Source organism: Fictibacillus phosphorivorans, assembly GCF_001619875.1.
Taxonomy (GTDB): Bacteria; Bacillota; Bacilli; order Bacillales; family Fictibacillaceae; genus Fictibacillus; species Fictibacillus phosphorivorans_B.
The window spans coordinates 100,296-119,719 of sequence record NZ_LRFC01000023.1; the positions used below are offsets into that span (position 1 = coordinate 100,296).

Below are 19,424 nucleotides of genomic sequence, written 5' to 3' on the forward strand. Positions count from 1 at the left end.
TCGCAGTCATGCGGTCTTGATTTTTATTTTTGTCCGTAAATGCTGTATGCGCTTGCAATTTTCTGAAGAATAGTAGACATAAAGAGCTTGGTCTTATACAATGATAACGGTACTTTAAGTTTTCACCACGATAGGAGGATGGAGAGTAAATGAATATCCACGAATACCAAGGTAAAGAGATACTTAGAAAATATGGTGTGGCTGTTCCAAACGGGAAAGTAGCATTTACTGTTGAAGAAGCAGTAGAAGCTGCAAAAGAACTGGGAAGCACTGTATCTGTTGTAAAAGCACAGATTCATGCAGGTGGCCGCGGTAAAGCAGGTGGCGTAAAAGTTGCCAAAAATATCGATGAAGTGCGTACATACGCAAATGAAATCTTAGGAAAAGTTCTTGTAACTCATCAAACAGGTCCAGAAGGCAAAGAAGTTAAGCGCTTACTTATTGAAGAGGGCTGCGATATTAAAAAGGAATACTATATCGGTCTAGTATTAGATCGTGCAACTTCAAGCGTTGTTATGATGGGATCTGAAGAAGGCGGAACTGAAATTGAAGAAGTGGCTGAAAAGACACCTGAAAAAATCTTCAAAGAAGTGATCGACCCTGCAATTGGTCTTCAAGCTTTCCAAGCAAGACGACTTGCTTATAACATCAATATTCCAACTGAACTAGTAGGAAAAGCAGTTAAGTTCATGCTTGGGCTTTATACAGCTTTCGTTGATAAAGATTGCTCAATCGCTGAAATCAATCCGCTAGTTGTAACTGGTGATGGCAACGTGATGGCTCTTGACGCTAAAATGAACTTTGACTCTAATGCATTATATCGTCACAAAGACATCTTAGAATACCGTGATCTTGAAGAAGAAGATGCAAAAGAAATCGAAGCTTCTAAATATGACTTAAGCTACATTTCTTTAGATGGAAATATCGGCTGTATGGTTAATGGTGCTGGTCTTGCAATGGCTACAATGGATATCATTAAGCATTACGGCGGTGATCCTGCTAACTTCCTTGATGTTGGGGGCGGTGCTACAACAGAGAAAGTTACAGAAGCATTTAAGATCATTCTTTCTGATCAAAATGTAAAAGGTATCTTTGTTAACATCTTCGGTGGGATCATGAAATGTGATATCATCGCAAACGGTGTTGTTGAAGCAACAAAACAAGTTGGTCTTGAACTGCCTTTAGTCGTTCGTCTTGAAGGTACAAACGTTGACCTTGGTAAAAAGATCTTAAAAGAATCAGGTCTTAACATTACAGCTGCTGATTCAATGGCTGACGGTGCAGAGAAAATCGTCGCTTTAGTGAAGTAATTTAGAATACATTGCAGGAAGGATGGGAGTTTAAAGCATGAGCATTTTTATTAATAAAGACACAAAAGTCATCGTTCAGGGTATCACAGGTTCCGTTGGGCTTTTCCATACGAAACAAATGCTTGAATATGGTACAAAAATTGTGGGCGGAGTTACACCAGGTAAGGGTGGAACAGAAGTTGAAGGACTTCCTGTTTTCAACACAGTTGTTGATGCTGTAAAAGAAACAGGAGCTAATGCTTCTGTCATTTATGTTCCTCCTGCATTTGCTGCAGAAGCGATCATTGAAGCTGTTGACGCAGAACTTGACCTGGCTATCTGTATCACAGAAGGCATTCCAGTAATGGATATGGTAAAAGTTAAGCGTTATATGGAAGGCAAAAAGACCCGTTTAGTTGGACCAAACTGCCCAGGCGTAATTACTCCTGAAGAGTGCAAAATTGGGATCATGCCTGGATATATCCATACTAAAGGTCATGTAGGAGTAGTTTCTCGTTCTGGGACATTAACATATGAAGCTGTTCATCAGCTTACAGAGCGTGGAATCGGCCAATCTACAGCTGTAGGGATCGGTGGAGACCCAGTTAACGGAACAGACTTTATTGACGTTCTGAAGGCATTTAACGAAGATGAGGACACTTATGCTGTAATCATGATCGGTGAAATCGGCGGTACGGCTGAAGAGGAAGCTGCAGAATGGGTAAAAGCCAACATGACAAAACCAGTTGTAGGCTTTATCGGCGGGCAAACAGCACCTCCTGGGAAACGTATGGGGCATGCTGGTGCGATCATTTCTGGCGGTAAAGGTACTGCAGACGAAAAGATCAAAACAATGAAAGCTTGCGGAATTAAAGTTGCAGCAACACCTTCAGTAATGGGTGAGACTTTAGTAGAAGCACTAAAAGAAAACGATTTATACGATCGTTGTGTAACACATAAGGCAAAAGCTTAATTACAACATTTACATCGTGAAAAGCTCCCAGACCGGGAGCTTTTTATTTACATAGGGATTTATATAAATGTCTTCATTGAAAAGTTGATTGAATTACAAGGTAAGAGACTTCTAAAGATAAGCAGTTCAGGTGATAAACAATTGGAGTAAAGTGCCTAAGTGGTTCATGCACGCCCCTAGGAAATCGATCATCCTGAAACGGAAATTAATTACTTAAATAGAAACAAATATTAAGTAAATATCCTTTCTTAAAGGTTTTGTTCTTAACTCTTTTTCTTAACATCTTCATTGACATGTTGATTGGAGTGTAAGGTGCGAGACTCCTGCGGGACGAGCGGTCAAGTGAGACCCTCAAGGGCGCAAAGCGGCAAGGGGCTCACCGGTCGCCCCGCGGAAAGGGAAGCACCTGAAACGGAAATCAACTACTCCTAAGAGATTTACAATTTAAGCCTTTACTTAGTATTGATTCATGAGGAGGAATAAAGTTTGGATAAGGAACGCTTAATTTTTCTTCATCATTGCGAAGCACTTACTTGGTATCAGATTAAAACGATATTGGAAGTTGACACAAATTTAATTGAAATTTTTTCAATGGACATTCGCAGATTGATGATATCGTTCTGTTTAAGTGAACAAACGGCAAAGCGTTTATACGACCACATGAATCAGAAAAAAAGTACATATATAATGAAGAGTTTAATGAAACATTCCATTTCCGCGATAACAATATTTGATGACGATTATCCCCATCACTTAAAAACGATTTATGATCCGCCATGGGTTCTTTATGGCAAAGGAGATTGGAGTACGCTGAATCAGGATAAAATGATTAGTGTAGTCGGTACTAGAAATCCTAGCAAACAAGGAAAACAAGCACTGCAAAAAATACTAGAGCCATTGGTGAAGAACAACTGGGTCGTAATCAGCGGATTAGCTAAAGGGATCGATACGTTTGCTCATGAGCTCTGTGTTCTTAACCAGTCAAAAACCGCTGCAGTTTTGGGCTCAGGTATTTTGCAGATCTATCCAAAAGTAAATAAAGAGCTTGCTAATCAGATAAGTTTGCAAGGAATCGTTCTATCAGAGTTTTCTCCAAACGTTACACCAAAACGCTGGCATTTCCCTTTGCGTAATCGTATAATTAGCGGTCTCAGCAAAGCAACACTAGTAGCTGAAGCTCGAACAAAGAGCGGTTCATTAATAACAGCTGATCAAGCGTTGGAGCAAGGAAGAGACGTATTTGCAATTCCAGGATCCATTCTGGAAGAGTGTGCTAACGGAACAAATTTTTTAATACAAAATGGCGCAAAATTAGTTATAACTGCAGATGATATTGTAAATGAAGGGTTCTAACCGTTTTCATTTAAATGATGAAACAGTTTGACAAATGCAGATACTATATTTAATAATAGGGAAGATTTCACTAAACCCTTAAAGGGGGATAAACTGTAAATGGAAAAATACTTAGTCATTGTTGAGTCTCCCGCAAAAGCAAAGACAATAAAAAAATATTTAGGGAGCAAATATGACGTAAAAGCATCGATGGGACATGTCCGTGACTTACCAAGAAGCCAAATAGGCGTCGATGTTGAAGAGAACTACGATCCTAAATATATTACGATTCGAGGAAAAGGTCCTATATTAAAAGACTTAAAGACAGCTGCTAAAAAAGCGAAGCAAATATTTCTCGCAGCTGACCCGGATCGCGAAGGTGAAGCAATTGCTTGGCATTTGGCTCACAGCTTGGATATAGATTTAGATTCAGAGTGCCGTGTTGTATTTAACGAAATTACAAAGAACGCTATTAAAGATTCTTTTAAAAGACCTAGAAAGATTAATATGGATTTAGTGGATGCCCAGCAAGCACGAAGAGTACTAGACAGGCTTGTAGGATACAAAGTCAGTCCATTATTATGGAAAAAAATAAAAAAGGGTTTGAGTGCTGGCCGTGTCCAAACGGTTGCAGTTAGACTTATTGTAGAACGTGAAAAAGAGATAGAAGCATTCCAGCCAGAAGAATATTGGAGAATCAAGGGTGTCTTCTCTGCTTCAGGTGAAGATTTCGAAGCTCAGTTTTATGGTGTAAACGGCAAGAAAAAAGAATTATCTAATGAAGAAGAAGTAAAAGAAGTTTTAAATAAGTTAAAAGGCAAAAAGTTCTCTATTCAATCTGTACAGAAAAAAGAAAGAAAGAGAAATCCATCACCGCCTTTTATCACTTCCTCGCTTCAGCAGGAAGCTGCAAGAAAATTAAATTTCAGAGCAAAGAAAACGATGATGCTCGCACAACAATTATATGAAGGAATGGATCTAGGGAAAGAAGGTACAGTTGGTTTAATTACCTATATGCGTACAGATTCTACGCGTATTTCCGATACCGCAAAGGCTGAAGCAGCTGAATTCATTGAAAAAGAATTCGGCAAAGAATATTTGAATAGCACGAGAGCCGAGAAAAAAGCAGGAAAGAACGCACAAGATGCCCATGAAGCCATCCGTCCAACTTCAGTCATGTACCATCCTCGGGATCTGAAAACTTACTTATCTAGAGATCAGCTTAGGTTATACAAACTTATTTTTGAGCGATTTTTAGCAAGTCAAATGGCTTCTGCTGTGCTTGACACGATGACGGTTGATTTAGAGAACAACGGCGTTAATTTCCGTGCGACAGGATCAAAAGTAAAGTTTCCTGGATTCATGAAAGTTTATGTAGAAGGAAACGATGATGGCAAAAAAGAAGAAGACCGAATTTTGCCTGATGTTCAAGAAGGTATGAAGGTAGAGAAAAAAGATCTCGATCCGACTCAGCATTTTACACAGCCTCCTCCACGCTACACAGAGGCAAGACTTGTTCGTACGATGGAGGAACTTGGAATAGGACGACCATCAACTTATGCACCAACACTCGATACGATTCAAAAGCGTGGATATGTGGCGTTGGATGATAAAAAGTTTGTACCAACAGAGCTCGGTGGCCTTGTACTTGAAATGACATTGGAATTCTTCCCTGAAGTCTTTAACGTTGAATTCACCGCTAAGATGGAAAGTGACTTGGATGAAGTTGAAGATGGAAAAGAAAACTGGATCGGTATTATTGACGATTTCTATAAAAGTTTTGAAAAAAAGCTGAAAATTGCAGAAGAAGAGATGCAAAAGGTAGAAATCAAAGATGAACCAGCTGGTGAAGACTGCGAAAAATGTGGACATGAGATGGTATTTAAGATGGGACGCTTTGGCAAGTTTATGGCGTGTTCTAACTTTCCTGATTGCCGCAATACGAAACCGATCGTCAAGGATATCGGTGTTACGTGTCCAGCATGTCACGAAGGATCTATCGTTGAACGAAAGAGTAAGAAAAAACGGTTATTTTATGGATGTAACCGTTACCCTGAGTGTGAATTTGTTTCTTGGGATAAACCGATTTCGAGAACATGTCCAAAGTGTAATAGTATGTTAGTAGAAAAGAAAACAAAAAAAGGTAAAGTCGTACAGTGTGTATCTTGCGATTATGCCGAAGAGGAAGCAAAGTAAGGAGTTTTTCTTCATGAATGATCAACATGTTAACGTAATCGGAGCAGGTCTTGCTGGAAGTGAAGCAGCATGGCAGATCGCAAGCCGAGGGATAAAAGTAAAATTATACGAGATGAGACCGGTTCGACAAACACCGGCTCATCATACAGAAAAGTTTGCAGAACTTGTTTGTTCCAATTCTCTTCGTGCCAATACACTTACAAATGCAGTTGGTGTGCTGAAAGAAGAGATGAGAAAACTAAATTCCGTTATTATCTCATCTGCAGATGATTGCGCTGTTCCAGCAGGGGGAGCTCTAGCGGTTGACCGCCATGAGTTTGCAGGTCTTGTAACAGAACGCGTGAAAAATCATCCGTATGTGGAAGTAATTACAGAGGAAGTTACAGAAATTCCTGAAGGTCCTACTATTATAGCGACAGGCCCATTAACTTCTGATAACTTATCAAAAGCATTAAATTCATTGACGGGCGAAGAATATTTATATTTCTATGATGCTGCTGCACCTATCATTGAAGTAGATAGCATCAATATGGATAAAGTTTATTTGAAATCCCGCTATGATAAAGGGGAAGCAGCTTATCTGAACTGCCCGATGACAGAAGAAGAGTTTGATCGTTTTTATGAAGCATTAATCTCTGCTGAGACCGTTCCTTTAAAAGAATTTGAAAAGGAAATCTTTTTTGAAGGATGCATGCCTGTTGAAGTTATGGCGAAACGCGGAAAGAAAACCTTATTATTCGGTCCAATGAAACCAGTAGGGCTTGAAGATCCGAAAACAGGTAAAATCCCATACGCAGTTGTTCAACTGCGTCAAGATAACAGCGCGGGAACTTTATATAATATTGTAGGATTCCAAACACACTTAAAATGGGGACCACAAAAAGAGCTTTTAAGACTTATTCCAGGATTAGAAAATGCTGAAGTTGTAAGATATGGCGTTATGCATCGTAATACGTTCCTGAACTCGCCTAGACTGTTAGATGAGACATACCAATTAAAATCTAGAAAAGATCTTTTCTTTGCAGGCCAGATGACAGGAGTTGAAGGATACGTTGAAAGTGCGGCATCGGGATTAATTGCAGGCATTAATGCTGCGAAACTTGTTAAGGGTGAAGAGTTAGCAGTCTTCCCGAAAGAGACTGCAATCGGAAGTATGGCTTACTATATTACGACTGCAAATCCAGATAACTTCCAGCCAATGAATGCAAACTTTGGTCTTTTGCCTCCGCTTGAAAAGAGAATTAAAAACAAGCAAGAACGAAACACAGCATTAGCCGAAAGAGCGTTGGAAACAATTCAGAATTTTATAACAAATTTGTGAACATGTATTGATTTGGCCCCTAAATTGTGATACGATTTAGGGGCTTTGTGAGGTGTATGAAATGAGATCAGAAGAACGCCAGCATGTGGTAGATTTTTTGAATTACTTAATGATCGAGAAGAACTGTTCACCTTATACGATTGAACACTATGAAAAAGATATTCAAGATTTTACTTCTTTTTTGAAACAGCAAGCAATCGAAGGATTCGCTGCTGTTTCTTATGTTTTAGTGAGGCAATATTTAGTCACTCTTCATGAAAAGAAATATGCAAGAAACACAGTAGCTAGGAAGATCTCAGCGATGCGAAGTCTCTATCGTTTTTTAAATCGCGAAAAAATCGTAGAAGAACACAATCCATTCGCAATGGCATCACTGCCCAAAAGAGCAAAAATGCTTCCTCAATTTCTTTATGAAAAAGAGTTGGAGAGGCTTTTCAATGTGTCCGATGTTACAACACCAATGGGACAAAGAAATCAGGCGATACTCGAACTACTTTACGGCACTGGAATCCGTGTCAGTGAATGCTGTAAAATGCAGTTGAAAGACCTGGATCTATCAGTAGAAGTGGCGCTCGTAAAAGGAAAAGGGAAAAAAGAAAGATATGTACCGATCGGTTCGTTTGCAAGAGGCGCTCTTGAACGATATATGAACGACGGGCGAAAACAGCTGCTTGAAAAAAGTGAAAATAAGTCAGATTCTTTATTTTTAAACTACAAAGGGGAACCTTTAAGTACGAGAAGCGTAAGAAACATATTAAATAAACTAATTGAGGAATCGTCGCTTACCATACATATCAGCCCGCACGTTTTACGTCACACGTTTGCGACGCATATGTTGAATGAAGGAGCAGATTTAAGAGCTGTTCAAGAACTGTTAGGTCATTCAAACTTATCCTCCACTCAAGTTTATACACATGTCTCAAAAAGCCATCTGAAAAAAATTTATAATAATGCGCATCCTCGAGCATAAAAACAAAAAGGGAGGGATTTTTCAATGTCAACATTTCATGCTACTACAATATTTGCAATTCAGCATAACGGAAAGGCAGCAATGACTGGTGATGGCCAGGTTACTTTTGGTAATGCGGTTGTAATGAAGCATACTGCAAGAAAGGTCAGAAAGCTTTATGGCGGAAAAGTACTTGCTGGTTTTGCTGGGTCTGTTGCAGATGCATTTACGCTGTATGAGAAATTTGAGAGCAAGTTAGAAGAATTTAGCGGCAACTTACAGCGAGCTTCAGTCGAAATGGCAAAAGAATGGCGGACTGATCAAGTACTTCGTAAACTTGAAGCGCTGCTTATTGTTATGAACCAAGAACATATGCTTTTGATTTCTGGTACAGGGGAAGTTATTGAACCGGATGATGGGATCTTGGCGATAGGTTCAGGAGGAAATTATGCTCTTGCAGCTGGCCGGGCACTGAAGAATCATGCTCCTGAGCTTTCTGCAAAAGAAATTGCTCTAGCGTCGTTAAAAACCGCTGGCGAGATTTGTGTTTACACGAACACAGAAATAGTTTTAGAAGAACTGTAAAAAAGGTAAAGGAGCGGTTGCAATGAATAGTCAATTAACTCCAAGGCAGATTGTTGAGAAGTTAGATCAATATATTATAGGTCAAAAAGATGCAAAGAAAGCTGTGGCAGTTGCGCTTCGTAACCGTTACAGAAGAAGTTTGCTTGATGACAAACTGCGCGATGAAGTTTCGCCTAAGAATATCCTTATGATCGGTCCTACTGGTGTTGGTAAGACAGAGATCGCTAGAAGACTTGCGAAACTTGCTCAAGCTCCTTTTATAAAAATTGAAGCAACAAAGTTCACGGAGGTTGGATATGTCGGACGTGACGTCGACTCTATGGTTCGTGATCTTGTAGAAACTTCTGTCAGACTTGTAAAAGAACTCAAGATGAACGATGTAAAAGACAAAGCAGAGCAAAACGCAAATAAACGATTAGTAGAATTGCTTGTTCCAGGTAAAAAGACGGAAACAAGTTTCAAAAATCCACTTGAAATGTTCTTCGGCGGCGGAAATCAAGAGCAAGAACAGAATCCGCAGCAAGATGATGCTGCTGATCTTCGGCAAAAGCGCAATCAGATGGCGCAAAAGCTTGCTCTTGGAGAGATGGAAGATCACCTTGTTACGGTTGAAGTGGATGAACAAAATCCTTCGATGCTAGATATGTTCCAAGGATCCGGCCTTGAGCAAGTAGGAATGAACATGCAAGACATGATCGGCGGCCTTATGCCAAAGAAAAAGAAAAAACGCAAACTGACCGTCCGCGAAGCTCGTAAGATATTAACACAAGACGAAGCGGCTAAATTAATTGATATGGACGATGTAACGAGTGAAGCAGTTTACAAGACCGAACAAACAGGTATTATATTTATAGATGAGATCGATAAGATAGCAGGAAAGAATCAAAACTCTGCTGATGTGAGCCGAGAAGGTGTTCAGAGAGATATCCTTCCAATCGTAGAAGGGTCAACAGTGATGACGAAATATGGTTCAATCAAAACAGATCATATCTTGTTTATAGCTGCAGGGGCTTTTCATATCTCGAAGCCATCTGATCTGATTCCCGAACTTCAAGGAAGATTTCCGATCCGAGTTGAATTAAATAGCTTGTCTGTTGAAGATTTTACACGTATATTAATAGAGCCTGATAATGCGATAATAAAACAGTATAAAGCTCTATTGAGTACAGAAGGTATAAATGTTGAATTTTCTGACGATGCTATTGCTAAGATTGCAAGTATCGCATATGAAGTCAATCAAGACACTGATAATATTGGTGCCAGAAGACTTCATACCATATTAGAGCGCTTGCTGGAAGATTTATCTTTTGAAGCGCCTGATATTAGTTTAGATCAAATAACCATTACACCCGAGTATGTAGAAGAAAAACTGGCCAACATCGCAAAGAACAAGGATCTGAGCCAATATATTTTATAGGATGCAGTAGGAGGAAGAAAGACAATGAATTTATTAAACAAAGCAAGAAGCATTAACTCAATGCTACAACAAACAGGTGGTAAACAAGTAAACTTTAAAGAAATGGCTGAAACACTTAGCACGGTAATCGAAGCTAATATCTTTGTAGTTAGCCGACGCGGAAAACTTTTAGGTCTGGCTCTTAAGCAAGAAATTGAAAACGAACGTATGAAAAAAATGATTGAAGACCGTCAATTTCCAACAGATTACACAAAAAACCTTTTCAATATTACAGAGTCACTTTCAAATATTGATGTAGAAAGTGATTACACTGCATTTCCAGTTGAGAACAAAGATCTTTTCTCAACAGGCCTAACGACGATTGTTCCGATTGTTGGAGGAGGAGAAAGACTAGGTACACTCATTCTTTCCAGACTTTCTACTTCATTTGAGGAAGATGATTTAGTTTTAGCAGAATATGGAGCAACAGTAGTAGGAATGGAAATCCTTCGTGAGAAAGCAGAAGAAATCGAAGAAGAAGCTCGTAACAAAGCGGTTGTGCAGATGGCGATTAGTTCACTTTCATACAGTGAACTTGAAGCAATCGAGCATATCTTTGAGGAATTAGAAGGAAATGAAGGTCTACTTGTAGCAAGTAAAATTGCAGACAGAGTTGGAATTACTCGATCTGTTATCGTAAACGCACTTCGTAAACTAGAGAGCGCTGGTGTAATTGAATCTCGTTCACTAGGTATGAAAGGGACGTACATTAAAGTATTAAACGATAAATTCTTACTTGAACTTGAGAAACTTAAAACTTCATAATGATTTAGCGTGTAAAAACCAATCCCATTAAAAGTGGGGTTGGTTTTTTGTGTTTTGGTGAAAATTTACTCTGGATGTACAGGATTGTCCAGTGAGAATTACGCTTGCTCTGGCTCAAGTGAACAATAGATTTGTAAAAATCCAATACCACGTACAATTACATTCTTTTAATAATAATTGTAAAAAAATGTCGATTCATATAAATCTGGTAAAGTCGTCCCGCATGCTGCTTGAATATAGGGATTTTATTACTAGAGGTGAAATTGGGTAAAAAGTCACGGTCGAAATATAGTTCTTTCTATCGAAAAAAGTCATTTTGGGAAAAAATACATAGACACTTTTTGGATATATAACTTAAAATATGATAGTGAGGTAAGAATTAACAATTGTAGAAAAATATAATAGTAAAAAAGAGGGACGTGATGAACTTGTTCTCTAGCCCTATCATGAAAAATCTAGAAATGGCATTAGACGGATCTGCGTTAAAACAAAAAACCATTTCAAATAATTTGGCTAATGTGGACACTCCTGGATATAAAGCGAAAGAAACTGTTTTTAATCAGGAATTAAAAAGAAGTTTACAAGCACATCGAACAGATCAGCGGCATTTTTCATTTAGTACTGGATCGTCATCTTCTTTTTATGTAAAGGAAGAAGCGAATACAGTGATGAATCATAATGGCAACAATGTGGATGTGGATAAAGAAATGGCGGAGTTAGCAAAGAATCAACTCTATTATCAGACACTTGTGCAGCGTATTAACGGAAAATTCAATTCGATTAAGATGGTTGTTAAAGGCGGGAGATAAATATGGGAGTATTTGATGCAATGAACGTTTCAGCATCTGGTTTAACAGCGCAACGGCTAAGAATGGATGTTGCTTCATCTAATATGGCAAATGTTGATACAACACGAGGTATTTTTAAAAATGGCAAGTGGGAACCTTATCAGCGGAAAATGGTTGTACTGGGTTCTGGTGAGTCTAGCTTTAAAACCATGTTTAATAAAGCTGTCAACAAAGGAGAACTCTCGGGGGTAAAAGTGAATCAGGTAATAAATGATCAATCACCATTCAAAACGGTTTATCAGCCTGATCATCCAGATGCGAACGAAGATGGCTTTGTTCTTCTTCCTAATGTGGATCCACTTAAAGAAATGGTTGATTTAATGAGTGCTACAAGATCATACGAAGCAAATGTTACAGCATTAAACGCAGCAAAAGGAATGTACTTAAAAGCATTAGAAATTGGCCGTTAGGAGTGGTGATACATGGATAAAATGTCAATCGGAGCGCTTCAGAGTATAAATACGAATACTCCAACCGCGAAAACGACACCTTTTGAAGCTCAAGAAGATTTTAAGAGCTATCTGAAAGGCGCATTAGACAATCTAAGCGAAACACAGGCACAATCAAATCATGCTACACAGTCGCTGATGAATGGAAATTTGGATAATCTTCATCAGGTTATGATAACAGCTGAAAAAGCGAGTGTCACCATGCAAACGACTCTTGAAATCCGCAATAAAGTTGTAGAAGCATACCAGGAAATCATGAGGATGCAGGTTTAGTATTTAATACATATTTCGAAAGATGCATTCTATTTTGGGGGTAGCTTTTAAAAATTTTTATTGTGTTTATCGGGGGAAAAAATGAAAGAAAAATGGAAACACATCACCAAGCAAATCACAGAGCGGTTTAAATCACGCTCAAACATACAAAAAGGATTGATTCTCGGAGGAATATTCCTTTTTATCTCAGGATTTATTTTTCTGACGGTCATGATGTCCCGTCCAACTCTTGTTCCATTGTATTCAAATCTCTCCCCTCAAGAAGCGGGACAGATACAAGAGAACTTAAATAGTAAAGGTGTCGCTAATGAAGTTCGAGACGGCGGCAAGACAATCATGGTCCCTGAAGAACAGGTGAACAACCTTCAAGTGCAGCTTGCAGCTGAAGGATTGCCTGAAAGCGGGAATATCGATTTTTCATATTTTGGAGAGAAATCCGGATTTGGAATAACAGATAAAGAATTTGGAGTTCTTGAAAGAGAAGCGACACAAACAGAGATTGCCAACCTGATAAAAAGCATCCATGGTGTTGAAGATGCGAGCGTGATGATCACACTGCCTGAAAGCAGTGTGTGGGTGAACCAAGAAGAAGAAAAAGCGTCAGCATCTGTCGTTCTTTCATTAGGTGCTGGAGCCAAGTTAAATGAAGATCAAGTTAAAGCACTCTATCATCTTGTTTCAAAAAGTGTGGCGAACCTGCCTATGGAAAATATCGTCATAACAGATCAATACTTTAATTATTATGATTTAAATTCAGTAAATCCTACTTCGTCAGCGTCAAAATATGAAGAGCAGCGTAAAATCAAGCAAGATGTTGAAAGAGATCTTCAAAGACGAGTTCAACAGATGCTATCCACCATTATGGGGCAAGGGAAAGTAGTTGCAACTGTTACAACAGATATTGATTTTACGGAAGAAAAGCGTGAGGAAACCATTGTAGAACCGGTCGATCAAGAAAATATGAAAGGTATTGAAGTGAGTGTCGAGCGCATTCGTGAAACGTTTACGGGTGAGGGTACACCAGCAGGCGGTGTAGGAGGAACCGGCGATCAAGAAGTTCCGACTTATCCTGGCTCTGCAACTGGTTCGAACGGTGACTATGAAAAAGTAGAAGAACGGATCAATAACGAAGTAAACAAGATTCGGAAAGAAATCGTAGAAAGTCCATACCAAATTCGCGATCTAGGTATTCAAGTGATGGTTGAGCCGCCTACTCCTGATAACCCAGAATCTCTACCGCAAGAACGTCTAGATGATATTGAACAAATTTTGAGTGCAATTGTTAGGACTAGCATTTCCAAAGATATGAACAATCCGCTGACGGAAGAACAAATTCAAGAAAAGATTTTTGTATCCGCTCAGCCGTTTAATGGCAAGCAGGAAGCCACTCCAGCATCTACTGGCATACCATACTGGATTTATGTTGTGGGCGGTATCTTGTTAATCGTTATCATTCTATTAATCTTCTTGCTTTCTCGTAAAAAGAAAACAGAAACAGAAGGTACGATTGAAGAATTTGAGATGGAGACGCAAGAAACGTTCTACGTTCCAGACGTGAATAAAGAACAAGGCTCAGAAGGAACAGTAAGAAAAGAACAGTTAGAAAAAATGGCAAAAGAAAAGCCAGAAGAATTCGCAAAGCTAGTAAGAACATGGTTATCAGAAGAATAGGAGGTAACGATCGATGGCTAAAGGTATGAAAGAGCTGTCAGGTAAAGAGAAAGCAGCGATCCTCGTTATCTCTTTAGGCCCTGATGTAGCTGCACAAGTATACAAACATTTAAGTGAAGAAGAGATCGAACGATTAACACTTCAAATCTCGCAAGTTAGAAAAGTAGATTCAACGCTTAAAGAAGAAATCATTACACAGTTCCATCAACTGGCACTTGCACAAGATTATATTACGCAAGGCGGTATTGGCTACGCGAAAACAGTATTAGAAAAAGCTGTCGGTAAAGATGAAGCCATGCAGATTATTAACCGTTTAACATCTACTCTTCAAGTAAGGCCGTTTGACTTCGCTCGTAAAGCCGATCCTGGTCAGATCTTAAACTTTATTCAAAACGAGCATCCGCAAACGATTGCTCTTATCTTGTCTTACCTGGACTCATCTCAAGCAGGACAAATATTATCAGAACTTCCACAAGAGATGCAGGCGGATATTGCCAAAAGAATCGCATTGATGGACCGAACATCACCTGAAGTAATCAATGAAGTGGAACAAATCCTAGAGCGCAAACTTTCTGCTACTGTTACACAAGATTTTACACAAGCTGGCGGCGTAGAAGCGGTAGTTGAAGTACTAAACGGTGTTGACCGCAGCACAGAACGCACCATATTGGATGCACTTGAAATCCAAGATCCAGAATTAGCGGAAGAAATCAAGAAAAGAATGTTTGTATTTGAAGATATTGTTACGCTTGATAACCGTGCCATACAGCGAGTTATTAGAGAAGTTCAGAATGAAGACTTGCTTCTTGCTCTACGTGCCTCAAGTGAGGAGGTTAAAGAAGTTATGTTTAAAAATATGTCACAGCGTATGGCAGAAAACTTTAAAGAAGAGATGGAATTCATGGGTCCTGTCAGACTTCGGGATGTAGAAGAAGCTCAATCCAGAATCGTTGGAACAATACGCCGACTTGAAGAAGCTGGTGAGCTCGTTATTGCTAGAGGCGGAGGAGATGATGTGATTGTCTAAAGTCATTAAATCTTTTCACAATCACAAAGAAAAAAGTGCTGTAGAAACGGACGGGGTAGTCATTGGCATTCAATCTCTATCACTTTACAGACACGTTAATGAATCTATGTTAGCAGAAGATGATGAGTCTAAAATCATCAGATTAAAAAACGAAGCGCAAATGATATTGGATGAAGCTAAACAAGAAGCAGCTCGCATTATAGCTGAATCTGAAAGATCTAGAGAAGCACAGCAGCAAAGATTGGCTGAAGAAGAGACAACTTGGCGATTGAATGTAGAACAAGAGTTTCAAAAAGCTAAAACAGAAGGATATGAAGCTGGTTATCAAAGCGGTCTCGAACAAGGGCACGAAAGTTGGCTCTCACAAATAAATGAAGTTAAACGTTTTATGGACCAATTGAAAAGCGATTATCACAGTGTTCTTAGTGAAGCAGAGCCACAGATGGTTATACTCGCAATCAAAGCCGCTGAAAAAATTCTAGGAATGAAGTTGCAAGAAACACCCGAAACGTGGATTTCTATTATGAAACAACTTGTAAAAGAAGCAAGGGAATTTGAAGAAATAAAGCTATACGTTCCAACACATTGGTTTGAACTCACTCAAAAGTTCCGTGAAGAACTTAAGAACATGCTTCAGTCGACTGCAACTCTCTTTATCTATCCAGATGAAACATTAAGTGAGAACGGTGCAATTATCGAATTTCCATTTGGGAAAATAGATGCGACCCTTGATGTTCAGCTAAAAGAAATCAGAGAAAAGCTGTTAGAACAAATTGAGGTGATTGAACATGAACGTTGATCAGCTGATCGACTCACTTCAATCTATAGATTCATATAAACGGTATGGAAAAGTCATTCGGGTTATTGGACTAATGATCGAATCAAAAGGTCCCAAAACTTCTATAGGTGATGTATGTTACATCCATACAGGTAACACTAAAAAAACAAAAATAAAAGCCGAGGTTGTTGGTTTTCAAGAAGAAAATGTGTTATTGATGCCATTTACATATGTAAAGGATATTGCAGTAGGAAGTTTAGTAGAAGCAACGGATAGGCCACTTGAAATTAAAGTAGGTCGTTCGTTAATCGGAAAAGTGTTAGACGGAATGGGGCTTCCATTAGATGGATCCGCTTTACCTCGAGGATTGTTTCGCTATCCATCTGAGAACGAACCACCTAATCCGATGGAACGGCCAAGAATTCATGAAAGTATACAGTTAGGGATTCGTTCGATAGACAGTCTATTAACAGTTGGTAAAGGTCAGCGAGTAGGAATCTTCGCTGGAAGTGGTGTTGGAAAAAGTACGCTTCTCGGTATGGTTGCAAGAAATTCAACCGCTGATCTTAACGTTATCGCACTTATAGGTGAACGCGGACGTGAAGTACTTGACTTTATCGAAAGAGACCTTGGTGAAGAAGGATTGAAACGTTCAATTGTAATCGTTGCAACTTCTGATCAGCCAGCCTTAATGCGGATAAAAGGGGCCCTGACAGCTACAAGCATTGCCGAATATTTCCGCGATCAAGGCATGAACGTCATGCTCATGATGGATTCAGTCACACGTGTTGCAATGGCTCAGAGGGAGATCGGACTTGCTGTAGGAGAACCTCCAACAACAAAAGGATATACACCAAGTGTTTTTGCGGTACTTCCGAAATTACTCGAACGATCTGGGACGAACAAGTTTGGTACGATTACAGCATTTTACACTGTTCTCGTAGATGGAGACGATTTTAACGAGCCAATATCCGATACCGTTCGTGGAATTCTGGATGGACATTTTATTCTAGATCGGAACTTAGCGAATAAAGGTCAGTTCCCTGCCGTAAATGTTCTAAAAAGTATAAGCCGGGTCATGAATGATATTGTTCCAAAAAATCACAGACAAGCGGCAGAGCGCTTGCGTGAACTGTTATCAGCTTACGTAGAGGCAGAAGACCTCATAAGCATTGGTGCTTATAAAAGGGGTTCATCCAAATCCGTTGATGAAGCGATTCAGATGTATCCTAGCATTTTAACTTTTCTAAAACAGCAAGTAGATGAAGATGTTAATTATGATAATGCCATACAAAGGCTGCTGATCGAATTTGGAAAGGATGAAGGGTAATGTCATTTCATTTCTCTATGGAAAAAGTATTATCCGTTAAACAAAAAGAGAAAGAATCGATAGAACAAGAATTAGGAGAAGCTGTTCAAGCGTTTGAAAGCATCGCAGAAGAAATATACAGTCTTTTAAAACGAAAAGAAGATATTGAAAATCTTTCAAATCATCAGTTTCAGCAAAAAATGGTAGTAAATGATCTTCAGAATACGCAGCGCTTTCTTTTATCCATGACAAACAAGATTAAAGAATTACAGCCAGTACTGCAAAGAGCAAGAGAAAGAATGCAGATCATACAGCAGAAATTGCTGCATCAGACGATCGAAGTAAAAAAGTACGAAAAGCTAAAAGAAAAGCAATTAACTGCCTACAACGTGGAAATAACTTCTTATGAAAATAAGCAAAACGATGAATTTTCAGTTTTGCGTTTTGCGAAGTCGTAAAATCAGGTGATTACATGAAACAAAATGAAAAATCCAGCAAGTTGGTATGGTTTTTGTTAGTGATCTTCGTCCCCGCAGTTTTTGCAATTACCGTATTTGGAATTGTGCTTTCATTTATGGGAATAGATGTTGTCGAAGAGGCAAAAAACAAGATACCTGTAATCAATACCGTCTTTAATGAAGATGAACAGGACGCTGTTACAAGTAATGGACAAGAAAAACAATGGAAATCAAAGTTCGATGAACAAGAAGATTACATCAAGATGCTATCTGCTGATCTTCAAAAGAAAGAAAAAGAAGTAACAGATTTAAAGACGAACATTGCATTGTTAGAAAAGCAAGTCGAAGATGCTGAAGCGAGTGTGAAAGGCGAAGAGAATGCACAGTTAAAAAAGCTTTATGAATCGATGTCAGCAAAAGATGCTGCAGCGGTTATGACAGAAATGAATAACAATCAAGTACTGAGTATCTTAACGCTATTACAATCTGAAACACAAGCAGCGATCCTTGCCAAACTTGATGCAAAACGGGCAGCCGAACTTACAGTGTTAATGGCAAACAATTCTCTTTAAAGGAGGTGAACGCGTTGCAAGTAATGATTTCACAGCCAGCTGCTTCAACGCAGGCATCAACCGTCTCATCTAATCAATCAACAACAAACATATCCTTTTTCTCTCAATTACTTGCATCCACTGGTGTGGTAAAAGAAGAAAGCGGAGACGGGTTAGGTGGATTAATTTTAAACTTGCTCTCAGATGTAGCTGAAGTCGAATGGGATGCTGAAGCTCTTCATTCAGAAGACGTGCAAGCCATAATGAATGAGTTGCCACCAGAAGTTAAAGAAATTCTTGAGAAACTGCTTCAGCAACAAATCGACATTTCAGAGGTTGCTGTTAATCCAGCACCCGAGATGAAGTTAGCTGTTTTGTTACAAGTAGTTTTTAACGATGGAAACGAAACAATCTCTGAAACGGGACAAAAACAACTCGTAGCAATCTTTGAAAAGTGGTTTCCAGGTGTGAAGATTGATCAAAAAGATTCATTAACGAAAAACGTGGAACAAATTTTCGGGCAAGTAAAAAAGCTTTTAAACGAGCAGACAACACAAGATGGAAATTCATTCTTAAAAGTGATGGATACTCTAACAACTGCAAAGAAAGTACAGAGTTTTGCAGAACAAGCTTTTCAAAGATACGTACCTACCAAGCATACTGAACAAACCGTTTCATCAACTAAAGAACTTCAAACGGTACAAAGTCCGCTTTCTCCTCTAGAACAATGGACTTTGAAAGTTCCAGTTTCAGAAGGGGAAGTGCAAAAAGAGCAATTCGTACGTGAGGTTCAGAGAATTATAACTAGTGGGAAGCTCATCGTAAATGAAGCAGGTTTTACGAAGATGCAGATACGCTTAACTCCAGAACATTTGGGCACCATCGAGATTCAGCTTGTTCAAAGGCATGGAGAGATCGCAGCAAAGATTATTGCTTCTAGCCAAGGAGCAAAAGATGCGTTAGATGGACAGCTCTCTCAGCTAAAACAAGCATTTTCCAGTCAGAACATTGATTTTGAAAAAGTAGAAGTTTTTGTAAACGGTGATGATCAAACTTTCGAATTTCATGATCAAGGCAATCAAGGATATGAGGATCAGCAACAAAGTACAGATAAGGATACTGATGAGACAGAATTAGAAAGTTTGTCATTTGAAGAGCAGTTGTCACAATTGGTATTAAACGAAAAGGTGTGAA

General features: G+C 39.0%; 19 protein-coding genes. All 19 read left to right on the top strand.

What is annotated here, in order from left to right; genetic code table 11:
• Positions 1–149 precede the first annotated feature (149 nt).
• The 19 genes from sucC to AWM68_RS10110 all read left to right on the top strand — a co-directional run bounded on the left by sucC (position 150) and on the right by AWM68_RS10110 (position 19,423).
• Positions 150–1,310, top strand: coding sequence for an ADP-forming succinate--CoA ligase subunit beta (sucC, locus tag AWM68_RS10020; RefSeq protein ID WP_066240744.1), 1,161 nt, complete (start codon positions 150–152; stop codon positions 1,308–1,310).
• Between the two features lie 37 nt (positions 1,311–1,347).
• Positions 1,348–2,262 (top strand): succinate--CoA ligase subunit alpha, encoded by a 915-nt coding sequence (gene sucD / locus AWM68_RS10025; protein ID WP_066240747.1) that lies wholly within the window; start codon positions 1,348–1,350, stop codon positions 2,260–2,262.
• Between the two features lie 486 nt (positions 2,263–2,748).
• Entirely contained in the window at positions 2,749–3,615 is an 867-nt protein-coding gene (gene dprA, locus AWM68_RS10030) for a DNA-processing protein DprA (RefSeq protein ID WP_066240750.1), read from the top strand.
• Between the two features lie 99 nt (positions 3,616–3,714).
• Positions 3,715–5,790: a type I DNA topoisomerase gene (gene topA, locus AWM68_RS10035; protein WP_066240752.1), complete on the top strand. Its 2,076-nt coding sequence runs from the start codon at positions 3,715–3,717 to the stop codon at positions 5,788–5,790.
• A gap of 13 nt (positions 5,791–5,803) precedes the next feature.
• Positions 5,804–7,111 (top strand): FADH(2)-oxidizing methylenetetrahydrofolate--tRNA-(uracil(54)-C(5))-methyltransferase TrmFO, encoded by a 1,308-nt coding sequence (gene trmFO, locus AWM68_RS10040; RefSeq protein ID WP_066240755.1) that lies wholly within the window; start codon positions 5,804–5,806, stop codon positions 7,109–7,111.
• Between the two features lie 61 nt (positions 7,112–7,172).
• Positions 7,173–8,081: a tyrosine recombinase XerC gene (gene xerC, locus AWM68_RS10045; protein WP_066242421.1), complete on the top strand. Its 909-nt coding sequence runs from the start codon at positions 7,173–7,175 to the stop codon at positions 8,079–8,081.
• Positions 8,082–8,105: 24 nt separating this feature from the next.
• The gene (hslV, locus tag AWM68_RS10050; protein WP_066240759.1) at positions 8,106–8,645 is read left to right on the top strand and encodes an ATP-dependent protease subunit HslV; all 540 of its coding nucleotides are present in this window, start codon (positions 8,106–8,108) and stop codon (positions 8,643–8,645) included.
• Between the two features lie 22 nt (positions 8,646–8,667).
• Positions 8,668–10,062, top strand: a complete 1,395-nt coding sequence (gene hslU, locus AWM68_RS10055) for an HslU--HslV peptidase ATPase subunit (RefSeq protein WP_066240760.1) — start codon at positions 8,668–8,670, stop codon at positions 10,060–10,062.
• Between the two features lie 24 nt (positions 10,063–10,086).
• The gene (gene codY, locus AWM68_RS10060; RefSeq protein WP_066240763.1) at positions 10,087–10,866 is read left to right on the top strand and encodes a GTP-sensing pleiotropic transcriptional regulator CodY; all 780 of its coding nucleotides are present in this window, start codon (positions 10,087–10,089) and stop codon (positions 10,864–10,866) included.
• Positions 10,867–11,288: 422 nt separating this feature from the next.
• Complete coding sequence (gene flgB, locus AWM68_RS10065) at positions 11,289–11,675, top strand: flagellar basal body rod protein FlgB (protein ID WP_066240765.1); 387 nt, start codon at positions 11,289–11,291, stop codon at positions 11,673–11,675.
• Between the two features lie 2 nt (positions 11,676–11,677).
• The gene (gene flgC / locus AWM68_RS10070; RefSeq protein ID WP_066240768.1) at positions 11,678–12,124 is read left to right on the top strand and encodes a flagellar basal body rod protein FlgC; all 447 of its coding nucleotides are present in this window, start codon (positions 11,678–11,680) and stop codon (positions 12,122–12,124) included.
• Positions 12,125–12,136: 12 nt separating this feature from the next.
• Entirely contained in the window at positions 12,137–12,436 is a 300-nt protein-coding gene (gene fliE, locus AWM68_RS10075) for a flagellar hook-basal body complex protein FliE (RefSeq protein ID WP_331710045.1), read from the top strand.
• A gap of 81 nt (positions 12,437–12,517) precedes the next feature.
• On the top strand, positions 12,518–14,107 hold the full coding sequence (gene fliF / locus AWM68_RS10080; RefSeq protein WP_066240771.1) for a flagellar basal-body MS-ring/collar protein FliF: 1,590 nt from the start codon (positions 12,518–12,520) through the stop codon (positions 14,105–14,107).
• Positions 14,108–14,120: 13 nt separating this feature from the next.
• Positions 14,121–15,134, top strand: coding sequence for a flagellar motor switch protein FliG (gene fliG / locus AWM68_RS10085; RefSeq protein ID WP_066240774.1), 1,014 nt, complete (start codon positions 14,121–14,123; stop codon positions 15,132–15,134).
• On the top strand, positions 15,127–15,933 hold the full coding sequence (gene fliH, locus AWM68_RS10090; protein ID WP_066240777.1) for a flagellar assembly protein FliH: 807 nt from the start codon (positions 15,127–15,129) through the stop codon (positions 15,931–15,933). Before fliG ends, fliH begins: the two co-directional genes overlap by 8 nt.
• Positions 15,923–17,242 (top strand): flagellar protein export ATPase FliI, encoded by a 1,320-nt coding sequence (gene fliI / locus AWM68_RS10095; RefSeq protein WP_066240780.1) that lies wholly within the window; start codon positions 15,923–15,925, stop codon positions 17,240–17,242. Before fliH ends, fliI begins: the two co-directional genes overlap by 11 nt.
• Positions 17,242–17,679, top strand: a complete 438-nt coding sequence (fliJ, locus tag AWM68_RS10100) for a flagellar export protein FliJ (protein WP_066240782.1) — start codon at positions 17,242–17,244, stop codon at positions 17,677–17,679. The genes fliI and fliJ overlap by 1 nt, the downstream gene beginning before the upstream one ends.
• Before the next feature lie 14 nt (positions 17,680–17,693).
• The gene (locus AWM68_RS10105; RefSeq protein ID WP_066240785.1) at positions 17,694–18,251 is read left to right on the top strand and encodes a MotE family protein; all 558 of its coding nucleotides are present in this window, start codon (positions 17,694–17,696) and stop codon (positions 18,249–18,251) included.
• A 23-nt stretch (positions 18,252–18,274) separates the two neighbouring features.
• On the top strand, positions 18,275–19,423 hold the full coding sequence (locus AWM68_RS10110; RefSeq protein ID WP_231868424.1) for a flagellar hook-length control protein FliK: 1,149 nt from the start codon (positions 18,275–18,277) through the stop codon (positions 19,421–19,423).
• The last annotated feature ends 1 nt before the right edge of the window (position 19,424 follow it).